Raw genomic sequence first — 13,377 nt, forward strand, 5'->3', positions numbered from 1 at the left:
GCTAACCTCCGAGCAGCCAGATGACCGACCAGGGCGGAAGCCGGTCGCCGGTCTCTTCGCCCCAGATCGCCGTGCCCGCGCTGACACTGAATGCGATCTCGTGGTCCGAGAGATTGGCGGTCAGGCGCAGCTCTGTGCCGTCGCCCATGCGCCAATGCGCGGTGAGCAGGCCGTTGTCGGCCGCCTCGGCCGCGCCGAAGCTCGCGCCCTTCAGTCGCGGCATGATCTCCTTGCGGCGGAGCGCGAGCAGCTCCCGGACCATTGCGAGCCTTGCGTCCTGCTGCTGCGTGCGGCCGGTCCAGTCGAGCACCGCCGATTGCAGCGTGGCTGGATCGAGCGGGTCGGGTACCTCGTCGCCGTAGGTCTCGTAGGCCCAGGCATATTCCTGCTTGCGCCCCTTGCGGACGGCGTCGGCAAGGCCGCCCTGGAAATCGCAGAAGAACGGGAATGGTACCGTCGAGCCCCATTCCTCGCCCTGAAACAGCATCGGCACCATCGGTGCGAGCAGGGTCACGGCGAGCGCCGCTTCGATCTGCCGCGGCGGTGCTAGGCTTTCGAGCCGGTCGCCGAGTGGGCGGTTGCCGATCTGGTCGTGGTTCTGCAGGAAGTTGACGAAGGTCGCCGGCGGCAGCCCGCCGCTCGGCTCGCCGCGCGGTTGCTTGCCCCAGAACTCCGAAATTTCGCCCTGATAGACGAAGCCGGAGGCCAGTGCGCGCGCGAGATCGAGGCGCGGCGTTTGATAATCCGCGTAGTAACCGGCGAGCTCGCCGGTCAGCATCACGTGCCAGGCGTGATGATAATCGTCGTTCCACTGCGCCCGATATTTCCCGTTGGGGGGCTCCTGCGCCGCGTCGAGCAGGCTGGCGCGATTGTCGCCGTTTTCCAGCACGAGATGGATGTGCCGGCCCGTCGCCTTCGAAAGCTCGCCGGCGGCAGCGCTGAGATCCTGCAGCATCGATACCTCGCCCGGGATCGCCACGATGTGGTTGGCGGCATCCAGCCGGAGGCCGTCGAAGCGATAGTCGGTGAGCCAGGACAGCGCGTTCTCCACCGCGAAGGCGCGCACCTGCGGCACGCGGTAGTCGATCGCGCTGCCCCAGGGCGTGTGCGCATCGGTGAAGAAGGCCGGCGCGTAGCGGCCGAGATAATTTCCCTCGGGGCCGAAATGATTGTAGACAACGTCGAGGAAGACCATCAGCCCGCGCAGATGCGCCTCGTCGATCAGCGTCTTCAGGTCTTCGGGCCGGCCATAGGCGCTGTCAGGCGCATACCACAGCACACCGTCATAGCCCCAGCCGCGGCGGCCTGCAAAATCAGCCAGCGGCATCAATTCCAGTGCGGTGATGCCGGTTGCGACGAGATGATCGAGCTTGTCGATCATGGCGCGGTAAGTGCCTTCCCGCGTGAACGTGCCGACATGGGCCTCGATCAGGACCGTCTCTTCCCAGGGACGGCCGCGCCAATCGCGCGCACGCCATGCAAAGGCGTCGTGATCGATCACTTCGCTCGGACCGAACACATCTTCGGGCTGGAAAGCCGAAGCGGGATCCGGCACGTCGATCTCGTCGTCGATCCTGAACTTGTAGGCGCTTCCGGCGGCGAGGCCGGAAATCTCTGCCACGTACCAGCCATCCTGCCGGCGCTGCATCGCGTGCCTTCGTTCGAGCAGGAGGTCGACGCGGCGCGCGGCAGGCGCCCAGAGGCGGAATGACACGCCGTCCTTCGTCGGCTTCGCCCCGAAGGACGGCCTCATAGCGCCCCCGCGAAGGCGAGCACGGACCGCGGCGGCGCCTTGCTGTCGCTGCCGGGCAGAAAGTCGATCGTAGTCAGCTTGGTATCCGTCGTGTTCAGGATCTGCTGCCAGCCTTTGTATTCGGTCATTTTGGGCAATTTGAATGCGATCTCTTCGGGGGCGGCGTTCAGTACGATAAAGATTGCAGCCCCGCCCGGTTCCACCGGCCCCATCACGTAGGAGAGGAATCTCCCTTCCGGGAATTTCCAGTCGTTCTCCGTCATTTCGTCGCCCGCAGGCGTGAGCCACAATGCGCCGTAGGACACGCCGTCGGCCGGGCGGCCGTCGAGCCAGCGATGGCTGCGAAGTTGCGAGAACCGGCGGCGGATGTCGGCGAGATGGCTGACGAAATCGATCATGTCGTCGCCCTCCTTGCCGAGATTGTCCCAGCCGACCCAGCCGATCTCGTTATCCTGGCAATAGGCGTTGTTGTTGCCGGACTGCGAGTTGCCGACCTCGTCGCCGGCGAGGATCAGCGGAACGCCCTGCGCCAGCATCAGACAGGCCAGCACGTTCTTGCGAAGCTGGCGGCGCAGGCTGAGGATCTTCGGATCGTCGGTCGGGCCCTCGACACCGCAATTGTTGCTGTGGTTGTCGTTGGAGCCGTCGCGGTTGTCCTCGCCGTTGGCCGCGTTGTGCTTCTCGTTGTAGCTGAAGAGGTCGGCGAGCGTGAAGCCGTCGTGGACGGTGATGTGGTTGATGCTGGCGCGCGGCCGTCTTCCGTCGTGGTTGAACAGGTCGGAGGACGCCGTCATCCGGCTGGAGATGTCGCCGATCAGGCTGCCTTCACCGCTCCAGTAGCGGCGCATGGCGCTGCGATAGCGATCGTTCCATTCCGACCATTGCGAGGGGAATGCGCCGACCTGGTAGCCGCCGAGGCCGAGGTCCCACGGTTCGGCAACCAGCTTGACTGTCGCCAGCACCGGATCCTGCCGGATCGCGGTCAGGAACGAGCTGCCTCGGTCATAACCGTTCGGTCCGCGTGCCAGCGTTGTGGCGAGGTCGAAGCGGAAGCCGTCGACGTGGCAGACCTCGACCCAGTACCGCAAGGAATCCATCACCATCTGCAGCACGCGCGGATGGGTGAGGTTGACCGACGAGCCGCAGCCGGTGAAGTCGTCGTAATAGCGCGGGTTCTCGCGATTGAGCCAGTAATAGGAGGCGTTGTCGATGCCGCGATAGCACAGCGTCGGGCCCAGATGGTTGCCTTCGGCAGTGTGGTTGTAGACGACGTCGAGCATCACCTCGATGCCGGCATCGTGCAGCCGCGCCACCGTGGTTCGGAAGGAGTCGAGCGCGTTGTCCTGGGCGTAACGCGCCTCGGGCGCGAAGAAGGACAGCGTGTTGTAGCCCCAATAATTGGCGAGCTTCTTCTCCACCAGGATGCGGTCGTCGACGAAGCTGTGCACCGGCAGCAGCTCGACCGTGGTGACGCCGAGCTTCTTCAGGTGCTCGATCATCGCCGGAGAGGACAACCCGCCATAGGTGCCGCGCAGGTTCGGCGGCACGTCGTCGCGCTTCTGGGTCAGACCCTTGACGTGCGCCTCGTAAATGACGGTGTCTTCCCATGGGATGTTGGGACGGATCTCGCGGCGGCCCCAGTTGAAGGTCTCGTCGACCACGACGCCCTTGGGCATGCCGCGGGCATTGTCGCGGCGGTCGAACGATAGATCCTCGCGCGGGCTCCCGGTGCGGTAGGCAAAATGCGCATCGCTCCAGACCAGCCGCCCGGCGAGACGCTTGGCATAGGGATCGAGCAGCAGCTTGTTGGCGTTGAAGCGGTGGCCGTGTTCGGGCTCGTAAGGGCCGTGTACGCGGTAGCCGTAGAGCTGGCCGGGCGAGACGTCGTTGAGGTAGCCGTGCCAGACGTCCTCGGTGCGCTCCGGAAGTTCGACGCGCTCGAGCTCGCGGCGGCCCTGGCTGTCGAACAGGCATAGCTCGACCTTCCGCGCGTTGGCCGAGAACAGCGCGAAGTTGGTGCCGCGTCCGTCCCAGCTTGCGCCGAGACGTGCGGGCGATCCGGCAGTCAGGCGCATGTCTCAGCTTTCCGGAACGAGGAAGATCGCGGCGAGCGGCGGAATGGTGAGACGAAGCTCGCCGTCGGCGGCCTGGACCTCGCCGATATTGCCGACATTGGTGCCGCCGTAATGGGCGGAGTCCGAATTGAACACCTCTTTCCACTTGCCGGCAATGGGCACGCGCACGCGATAGTCGCGATAGACGTTGGGTGAGAAGTTGACGATCACCAGACAACGGGAATGGTCGTCAAAGCCCTTGCGCAACCAGGCGAACACGTTGCGGTTGGCATCGTCCGTGATGACCCATTCGAAGCCGGCCTGGTCGCAGTCCATCTGGTGCAGCGCCGGCACCGCGCGATAGACCCGGTTGAGGTCGCGGATCAGCGACTGGATACCGGAATGGGGCTTGTATTCGAGCAGGTGCCAGTCGAGCGACTGGTCGTGGTTCCATTCGCGGCTCTGGGCGATTTCCGCGCCCATGAACAGCAGCTTCTTGCCAGGATGGCCGAACATGAAGCTGTAATAGGCGCGCAAATTCGCAAAGCGCTGCCACTCGTCGCCGGGCATGCGGCCGAGGATCGAGCGCTTGCCGTGCACGACCTCGTCGTGTGAGAGCGGCAGGATGAAATTTTCCGAGAAGGCGTAGTGCAGGCCGAACAGGATGTCGCCGTGGTGGTGCTTGCGGTGGATCGGGTCCTTGCTGATGTAGTTCAGCGTGTCGTGCATCCAGCCCATGTTCCACTTGTAGCCGAAGCCGAGCCCGCCGAATTCGACCGGGCGCGAGACCTGCGGCCAGGCAGTGGACTCCTCGGCCGCCGTGGTCGCCTGCGGGAAGCGCGCGAAAACCTCGGTGTTGACGCGGCGCAGGAAATTGATCGCCTCGATGTTTTCACGGCCGCCATACTGGTTCGGAATCCAGGCGCCGGGCGGCCGGCTGTAGTCGAGATAGAGCATGGACGCGACGGCATCGACGCGCAGGCCGTCGATGGCATAGCGCTCCATCCAGAACAGCGCGTTCGATACCAGGAAGTTTGTCACTTCGGTGCGGCCGTAATTGTAGATCAAGGTGCCCCAGTCGAGATGGCGGCCCTGCAGCGGGTTGGCGTGCTCGTAGACGGCGGTGCCGTCGAAGCTGCCGAGCCCGTGCGGATCGTCGGGGAAGTGACCCGGCACCCAATCCAGCAGCACGCCGACTCCTTCGCGGTGGCAAGCATCGACGAGAGCGGCAAAATCCTCCGGCGTGCCGAAGCGGCTGGTCGGCGCATAGAGGCCGGTCGGCTGATAGCCCCAGGAGCCATCGAAGGGATGCTCGCTCACGGGCAGGAATTCGAGATGGGTGAAGCCCATGTCACGGGCATAGGCCGGCAACTGTTCGGCGAGCTCGCGATAGGTCAGCCATTCATCGCCGTTCTTGCGACGCCACGAGCCAAGATGGACCTCGTAGATCGACATCGGCGCCGACAGCGCGTTGATGCCGTCAGGCGCCGGGCGTGGCCGCGGCAAATGCGCTTCGTCGAACACGATGGAGGCCGTCTTTGGACGGACTTCGCTCGCAAATGCCAGCGGATCGGATTTCAGCGGCAGCAGATGACCGTGCGGCCCGATGATCTCGAACTTGTAGTGGTCGCCGGCCTTGGCATGCGGAACGAACAATTCCCAATAGCCGGCGCCGCGCACCCGCATCGGATGGCGCCGCCCGTCCCAGAAATTGAAATCTCCGACCACGGACACGCGCCGTGCGTTCGGCGCCAGCACCACGAAGCCGATGCCGTCGACGCCTTCGAGCCGCATCGGATGCGCCCCGAGCTTGTCGTAGAGGCGCTGATCGGTGCCTTCGCCGAGGAGATACAGGTCGAAATCGGTCAGGATCGGCGGAAACCGGTAGGCGTCCTCGAACTCGACGACATTGCCCGCGAATTTCGCGCGTAACTGATAGTGCTTCGAGCCATTGGGCAGGGCCCCGATGAAAAGCCCGGCATCGTGCACGCGGTCGAGCGGAGCGACTTCGCCATGTTCGCCGACCGCCTCGACATTCGAGGCTTCGGGGAGAAAGGCACGCACCACTCTTTTTTCGCCCTCGGGATGCAGCCCAAGATAGTGGAAGGGGTCGGAGTGGCGGCCTTCGATGATCGCGTAGGCCTCGGCAGGCAGTTTAGGCATGGGCTTCGCTCCCGGTGCTGGACAGAATGCGAAGCAGTCCGGTCAGCGGCGCATGGAGCCCCTCAGGCCGGTTGGACAGCTCGTACTCTACTTCATTGAACGCTTGATCAACCAGGAAGAACCTTAACAGGCCTTCCGCGGATTTCCGATCCTCCGGCCACAGCCGTCGATCGGTCATGGCCTCGCGATAGGCGGACAGGAAGGTCGCGGCGGCCCGCTCGCGCCATTCGTCGAGCGCGGCTGTGATCCGGCCCTGCTCGTCGGAGGCACCCGTGAGCGCGCGGCTCAGTGCCGCGTTGACCGAAAGGTCGATCGAGCGGATCAAGCCGGCGACGTCGCGCGCGGCAGGCAGCTTGCGCCGCTTGTCGGCCAGCGGCAGGCGCGGATCGCCGTCGAAGTCGATGATGAAGATATCGTCCTTCACGATCAGAGTCTGCCCGAGGCGGAAGTCGCCATGATGACGGATGTTCAGCCCGCCGATCCCGGAAGGCAATAGGGCATCCAGGTGGTCGGGCAGGGATGCGCGCGCGGCGGCGAGCTGCTCGATCAGCGGCCGGTCTGCTTCCCGCAGGTCGGCGCGGCCATCGGCCAGCCGTTCGAAAACCCGCTCGGCCCGCGCCTTGAGGTCGGACACAAGTCGCTTCACGTGCGCAGGGCCGATCGGCTCCGGGGCGAGATCGTCCGGCTTTGCCGCCGCCAGGGCAACATGCAGCTCGCCGAGCCGCCTGCCGATCTGCGCGAGGAAGTGCAGATAAGGCGCTTGCTCCTGGGTCTCGCGGGGGGCTTCGCCTGCCGATAGCACGCGCTGCTCGTCGATATAGCGATCGAGATAGCCCGTGGTCACGGCCCAGCCGTCGCCCTGGTTCTCGACATAGGCATGCATCACGCCGAGCGCGCTGCGCTGGTCGCCCTCGACCAGCTCGACGCTGCCGAGCAGCGCCGGCGTATTCGCAAAGCGCGCGACCTCGGTAAGATAGTTGCCGATCTCGATCTCGGGATTGATGCCGCTTTCGAGCTGGCGATAGATCTTGGCGACGTACTGGTTGTCGACCAGCGCGGTGCTGTTCGCCTGCTCGATCGCGCGGATGCGTTCGGGCTCCTTGATGGTGTAATCGGCGAAGCGGCTGGTCGCCTTGAATTCGAGCCGCATATTGTTTTCATCCACCACCAGATTCTGCGACAGGTTGCGGAGGAATAGGCCGATGAAGATCTGGTCGGTGGCGACGTCGAGCAGCGTACCTTCGCGCGCGCCCTGGCGCACGGCGGCCAGCGCCCTCGGGTTGAAGCGCTCGCGGTCGAAGCGTACCCACTCGATCTGCATTGGCAGCACGTAGCGCGACGCGACGTCCTGCTCTGTCGCCTGAAAGAATGCGATCCAGGGCCTGTTGTCGCCGATGTCGCAGAATGGCACCGCCGAGGTCAGCGTGGTCTTGATCTGCTTGGGATTGTGTTCGGGATACCACCGTGTCCGCGACAGGAATCCCGGCAGCACGTCGCGCTCGAACACGCCGCGTTCGCGGGCGAGCGACACCCAGTTGGAATTCACAGGCACCACCAGCGTCTCGAACTCCGGCACCGCGCGCGGCGTCACCGGCTCGGACTTGTCGCGCTCCTGAAGCTGGAACCAGTAGAAGCCGTAGGGCCCCAGCGTGATCATGTAGGGCAGTTCGCCGATCGCCGGGAAGCGGGTGCGGCCGAGCATCTCCTGGGGAATGCGGTCCTTCCAGGGCGACAGATCGAGCTCGGTGGCCTGTGCTGCGCGCGACAAATTGGCGACGCAGAGGATCACCTCGTCGCGATATTGCCGGACATAGGCGAGCACGGCGCGGTTGGCCGGGCGGATGAAGGTCATGGTGCCGCGGCCGAAAGCGAGCGTCGACTTGCGCACCGAGATCAGCCGCTTGGTGGCGCTGAGCAGCGAGGACAGGCTGCGCGACTGCGCCTCCACGTTCACCGATTCGTAGCCGTAGACCGGGTCCATGATCAGCGGCGCGTAGAGGCGGGCGGGGTCGCAGCGTGAGAAGCCGCCATTGCGGTCCGGGCTCCATTGCATCGGCGTGCGCACGCCGTTGCGGTCGCCGAGATAGATGTTGTCGCCCATCCCGATCTCGTCGCCGTAATAGATGATCGGCGTGCCGGGAAAGGAGAGCAGCAGCGAGTTCATCAGCTCGATCTTGCGCCGGTCGTTGTCCATCAGCGGCGCGAGGCGCCGGCGGATGCCGACATTGATGCGGGCGCGGGGATCGTTCGCGTAAGTGGTCCAGAGATAGTCCCGTTCGACGTCGGTGACCATTTCCAGCGTCAGCTCGTCATGGTTGCGCAGGAACAGCGCCCATTGGCAGCTCGCGGGAATGTCGGGCGTCTGGCGCAGAATGTCGGTGATCGGGAAGCGGTCTTCCTGCGCGATCGCCATGTAGATGCGCGGCATCAGCGGGAAGTGGTAGGCCATGTGGCATTCGTCGCCACGGCCGAAATATTCCTGCACATCCTCCGGCCATTGATTGGCCTCGGCCAGCAGCAGCTTGCCCTTGGAGTAGGAATCGAGCTCCTGACGCAAGCGCTTGATGATCGCATGCGTCTCGGGAAGGTTCTCGTTGTTGGTGCCGTCGCGTTCGCAGAGATACGGAATGGCATCCAGCCGGAAGCCGTCGACGCCGGCGTCCAGCCAGCGCTTCATCACCTGGATCAGCGCGCTGACGACGCGCGGATTGTCGAAATTGAGGTCCGGCTGGTGCGAGAAGAAGCGATGCCAGTAGAATGCGCCGGCCTCGTGATCCCAGGTCCAGTTCGACTTCTCCGTGTCGGTGAAGATGATCCGCGTGCCCTGGTATTTCTGGTCGGTGTCGCTCCAGACATACCAGTTGCGGGCGCTCGAGCCTGCGGGGCTACGGCGCGCGCGCTTGAACCAGTTATGCTGGTCAGAGGTGTGGTTGACGACGAGCTCGGTAATGACGCGCAGGCCACGCTTCTGCGCTTCCTGGATGAAGCGCTTGAAATCCTTCATGGTCCCGAAATCGGGATTGACCGAGCCGTAGTCGGCGATGTCGTAACCATCGTCGCGGCCCGGCGAAGGATAGAACGGCAGCAGCCACAGCGCGGTGACGCCGAGCTCCTGCAGATAAGGCAGCTTCTCGGTCAGGCCGGCAAAGTCGCCGATGCCGTCATTGTTGCTGTCGGCAAAGGCCTTGACGTGGAGCTGGTAGATAATGGCGTCCTTGTACCAGAGCTCGTCCACGATCTCGGCAGCCTCGGCTTTATTGGTGTCGACGGAAGACAGAACATTCATGGCGTGAACCCTTACGCCAGGCAGCGGAACAGGAGCGCGGGATCGAGGTCGGGATCGATACGCAATTTGATCCCGCCCCATTCGATGCGGGACTGTTCGCCGGTGACAAGGTTTTCGAGTGTCGTGATAGGGTGCCGCTGACCGCTCGCGCCAACCGTGACCTCGCCGAGCGGCAGCCAGAATTCGCGCACATGGCGCGACAGAGCGATCACCACCACGACGGTGTTGGCGGGATCGGCAGCGTCCTTGACGAAGGCGATCGTCTCGCCGTCCTCGATGCCGATGAAACGCAAGTTCGCCGTTTGCTGAAGCGCGGCATTGTCGTTGCGGGCGCGGTTGAGCGCGGCGATGTAGGACTTGATGTTGCCGGGCCGGTCCCAGTCGCGATGCCGGAGCTGGTATTTCTCTGAATCCAGATATTCCTCGCGGCCGGGGATCGCCTCATGTTCCAGCAGTTCGAACCCGCTATAGAGGCCGTAACTGCCCGACAACGTCGCCGCCAGCGCAACACGCGACTTGAAGGCCCAGGCCTCGCCGCTCTGGAGATGATAGGGCAGCAGGTCGGGCGTATTGACGAACAGGTTCGGGCGATAGAAGTCGCGCTCGGGATAGCGCGTCAGCTCGCCGAGATATTGCTCCAGCTCCCATTTTGTCGTGCGCCAAGGGAAATAGGTGAAGGACTGCGCGAAGCCGAGCTTGGCGAGGCCCTTCATCAATTTCGGCCGGGCAAACGTCTTCGAGAACAGGATCACCTCGGGATGCCGGCGGCGGATGTCGCGGATCAGCCAGTCCCAAAACGGGAAGGGCGCGGTGTCGTGATTGTCGAGGGCGAAGATGGTGACACCATGGTCGATCCAGAACAGCATGGCGTCGCGAAATGCATTCCACAATCCAGCCCGATCGACCGATGCGAAATCGGGAATCACGATGTCCGAATAAGGGCCATCGCCCGCCCGCACCGAACGGTCCGGTCGCCATTTGAACCACTCCGGATGCTGCGTCAGCCAGGGATGGTCCGGCGAGCACTGCGCGGCGAAATCCAGCGCGAGTTCGAGGCCATATTCGAGGCAGGTTGCAACCAGCGCGCGGAAATCCTCGATGGTGCCGAGCTCGGGATGTAGTGCATCGTGGCCGCCCTCGGCGGAGCCGATCGCATAGGGCGAGCCGGGATCGCCTGCGGTCGCCACCGGCGCATTGTTGCGGCCTTTGCGCCGTGTTTTGCCGATCGGGTGGATGGGAGAGAAGTAAAGCACGTCAAAGCCCATCGCAGCGATATCGGGCACGCGCGCGATGCAGTCGCGCAGCGTGCCGTGCTGGCCTGCGACCTGGCTCTGGCCGCGCGGCATCATCTGATACCAGGCGCCGAAGCGCGCCTTGTCGCGGTCGACGGTCAGCGGAAAGAGCTGCGAGCGGGTCAGGTCAGACCGGGACTGGCTTTCCGCCATGGCATCGCCGAGCTCGGCCGCAAGCAGCGGGGCGACATCGCCGGTCTGAAGATAATCCTCGCACTGCCTGACGATGACCGTCGCGGCGTCCTGTCCCGCGCCATGCGCTTTGGTCAGGAGTCCGGCCCCCTCGATCGCATCGAGGCTGACGTCAGCACCCATGCGCTGCTTGCGCGCAACTCCGTGCGACCAAGTGGCGAACTCGTCGGTCCAGGCCTCGATCGCATAAAAATACTGGCCGGGCTCGACCGGCGTGAATGCGGCGGACCAGCGGTCATTGCCGTGATGGATCATCGGCTCGCTCCGCCATTCCCGGTTCTGCTCCTGTCGCCAGATCAACGCGGCTCCGACCACGGCGTCGCCGTCGCGATAGATGTCCGCCCAGACCTCGACCCGTTCGCCCGCGATCCGTTTCACGGCGAAGCGGCCGCCATCGATCAGGGGATAGATGTCTTCGATGAGGAAAGCGCTGCCGGCAGCGGCGCTCTCGACAGTTTGAATTGTCTTGTTCACGGTGATGCCATTGACAAGAAAGCAGGAGCCCGTTTCCCTTGCCGGGAACCACGCTTGGTACCACAATAGAAAGCCGCTTGTGTGTCATTGGTTCCCAAGGGAACGGCAGGCGCGGCTCGCGACTTAACCCCGACTAACCTCTTCCGCGACCTCTAGAATCGATGCCCCCGGCCAGAGAACGGCCTGCAAGCTGCGTGCCGAATGGATCTTTTAGCTCAAGCCCAGATCAAGGGCGTTCAATCCGAATTCGTCGATGCCCTCGGAAAGCTGCGGGTCACCGATCCCGTGGCCCTCAAATCCATCCTCGACGCCCTGCCGGAAAAGCGGGTCTATCGCTTCGTCGAGGGACCCGTGGTGCTTCGCGCCTTGAGGCATTCGCGGACCGAGCTGGCGGCCACCGGCCGGGTGCCCCTCAAATGGACAATCACCGGCAACGCGAAGGTGATCGCGCAAGGCGAGACGCGCGAGCCCGTGATCGCATGGCCTTCTGACCTGCCGCTCGGTTACCACCGGTTGACCTTGACCGACGCCGAAGGTGCGACGGAAGAAGTCCCGATGATCGTGGCGCCCGAGCGGGCCTACGGCGGTGATTTCGACCGTGGCTGGCTGCTCGCCGTGCAGCTCTACAGCATTCGCTCCGGCCGGAATTGGGGCATCGGAGATTTCACCGATCTGGCTGGTCTCGTCCGGCTTGCCAAGCAGCTCGGGGCGGACGGCGTCGGACTCAATCCGCTGCATGTCCTGTTCGACGACCATCCGGCTGATTGCAGCCCCTATTCGCCCAACAGCCGGCTGTTTCTCAACCCGCTCTATATCGACGTCGAGGCGATCCCCGAATTCTCGGCAGACCTCGTGCCGGATGCCGCAGCGACCGCCGCGCGGCTTCGCGAGGGCGACCGGGTCCCCTATGCCGACATGGCGGTGCTGAAATGGCGGGCCTTGCGCGCCGCCTTTGACGCTTTCGTGACAAAGGCGAGCGGCGCCCGCCGCAATCAGTTCGACGCATTCCGCGCCGACCGCGCGCCGCTGTTGTCCCGCTTTGCCTGCTTCGAGGTGCTGCGCCATCGTTTCTTGTCGCCGTGGTGGGAATGGCCGGTGGAATGGCAGCAGCCGGACGACGCCAAATGCGCGGAGCTGCGCAACGGTCCCGACAAGCGCGAGGTCGAGTTCGTCGAATTCGTGCAATGGACGGCCGACAATCAATTGCGTGCGGCCAAGGAGCTTGCGAGCCGGCTCGGTATGAGGGTCGGATTGTATCTCGACGTCGCCGTCGGCGTGCAGTCCAACGGCTTCGATGCCTGGAACGAGCAGATTGCGATCTCGCGTCATCTCGCGGTCGGAGCGCCGCCCGATGTGCTCAACACCGCCGGTCAGGACTGGGGTCTCGCCGGCTTCAATGCCGGTGGCCTGGAAGCGCAGTCCTTCGTGCCCTTTGCCGATATGTTGGCGGCCTCGATGCGCCATGCCGGCGCCATCCGGATTGACCATGTCCTCGGGCTGAAGCGGCTCTATCTGGTGCCGCGCGGCTTCAAGCCTGACAACGGCGCCTATGTGCAGATGCCGTTCGAGGCGCTGCTCGGCGCCATCGCGCGCGAGAGCGCGGCGCATAAGTGCATCGTGATCGGTGAAGATCTCGGCACCGTGCCGGAAGGTTTCCGCGAAACCATGCAGGATTTTGGCATCTGGTCCTATCTCGTCATGATGTTCGAGCGTGACGATGTCGGACATTTCCGCAGTACCGACTTCTACAGGCCGAACGCGCTGGTAACGCTGAACACGCACGATCTGTGCACTTATGCGGGCTGGCGCTCCTTCAGCGATCTCAAGGTAAAGCGCTCGCTCGGGCTCGATCCCGGCGAGAACGAGCAGGACCGCTGGGACGCGCTCGGCATGCTCGATGAGATCCTGCGCCAGAACGGCATTACCGCCAACGACCTCTATTCGGTGCTTGCATTCCTGTCGCGCACGCCGTCGCGGCTATTGGCGGTGTCAATGGAGGACCTGCTCGGCGTGCTCGACCAGCCCAATATTCCCGGCACGATCGACGAGCATCCGAACTGGCGCCAGCGTCTTCCCGTCGCGCTCGACAAGATCGCCTCGAAGGTCGACCTCACGGCCTTGCGAGCGGCAACGCGGGAACGTTCGCGGAATGGCGGGAGTTGA

Annotated in this window: 6 protein-coding genes; 1 reads left to right on the forward strand and 5 read right to left on the reverse strand. The window is 64.2% G+C overall.

The window, feature by feature from the left end; all coding sequences use genetic code 11:
• Position 1: 1 nt before the first annotated feature.
• The 5 genes from treZ to C7G42_RS08810 are packed head-to-tail and all read right to left on the reverse strand — an operon-like array spanning position 2 to position 11,214.
• Positions 2-1,753, reverse strand: coding sequence for a malto-oligosyltrehalose trehalohydrolase (gene treZ, locus C7G42_RS08790; RefSeq protein ID WP_106948526.1), 1,752 nt, complete (start codon positions 1,751-1,753; stop codon positions 2-4).
• The gene (gene glgX / locus C7G42_RS08795) at positions 1,750-3,828 is read right to left on the reverse strand and encodes a glycogen debranching protein GlgX (protein WP_106948527.1); all 2,079 of its coding nucleotides are present in this window, start codon (positions 3,826-3,828) and stop codon (positions 1,750-1,752) included. Before glgX ends, treZ begins: the two co-directional genes overlap by 4 nt.
• 3 nt (positions 3,829-3,831) lie before the next feature.
• Positions 3,832-5,970, reverse strand: coding sequence for a 1,4-alpha-glucan branching protein GlgB (gene glgB / locus C7G42_RS08800; RefSeq protein ID WP_106948528.1), 2,139 nt, complete (start codon positions 5,968-5,970; stop codon positions 3,832-3,834).
• The gene (gene treS, locus C7G42_RS08805) at positions 5,963-9,256 is read right to left on the reverse strand and encodes a maltose alpha-D-glucosyltransferase (RefSeq protein ID WP_106948529.1); all 3,294 of its coding nucleotides are present in this window, start codon (positions 9,254-9,256) and stop codon (positions 5,963-5,965) included. The genes glgB and treS overlap by 8 nt, the downstream gene beginning before the upstream one ends.
• Before the next feature lie 11 nt (positions 9,257-9,267).
• Positions 9,268-11,214 carry a maltotransferase domain-containing protein gene (locus C7G42_RS08810; RefSeq protein ID WP_106948530.1) on the reverse strand — a complete coding sequence of 649 codons (1,947 nt, stop codon included), beginning with the start codon at positions 11,212-11,214 and terminating at the stop codon, positions 9,268-9,270.
• A gap of 201 nt (positions 11,215-11,415) precedes the next feature.
• On the opposite strand from C7G42_RS08810, the gene malQ reads away from it, so the two are divergent.
• On the forward strand, positions 11,416-13,377 hold the full coding sequence (malQ, locus tag C7G42_RS08815) for a 4-alpha-glucanotransferase (protein WP_106948531.1): 1,962 nt from the start codon (positions 11,416-11,418) through the stop codon (positions 13,375-13,377).

Origin of the sequence: Bradyrhizobium sp. MOS003 (assembly GCF_003020125.1) — a bacterium.
In the GTDB taxonomy this organism is placed as follows: domain Bacteria; phylum Pseudomonadota; class Alphaproteobacteria; order Rhizobiales; family Xanthobacteraceae; genus Bradyrhizobium.

What these genes read in the sequence shown, in the direction of transcription:
- treZ (WP_106948526.1), bottom strand. Translation starts at nt 1,753, where the DNA reads ATGAGGCCGTCCTTCGGGGCGAAGCCGACGAAGGACGGCGTGTCATTC.
- glgX (WP_106948527.1), bottom strand. Translation starts at nt 3,828, where the DNA reads ATGCGCCTGACTGCCGGATCGCCCGCACGTCTCGGCGCAAGCTGGGAC.
- glgB (WP_106948528.1), bottom strand. Translation starts at nt 5,970, where the DNA reads ATGCCTAAACTGCCTGCCGAGGCCTACGCGATCATCGAAGGCCGCCAC.
- treS (WP_106948529.1), bottom strand. Translation starts at nt 9,256, where the DNA reads ATGAATGTTCTGTCTTCCGTCGACACCAATAAAGCCGAGGCTGCCGAG.
- malQ (WP_106948531.1), top strand. Translation starts at nt 11,416, where the DNA reads ATGGATCTTTTAGCTCAAGCCCAGATCAAGGGCGTTCAATCCGAATTC.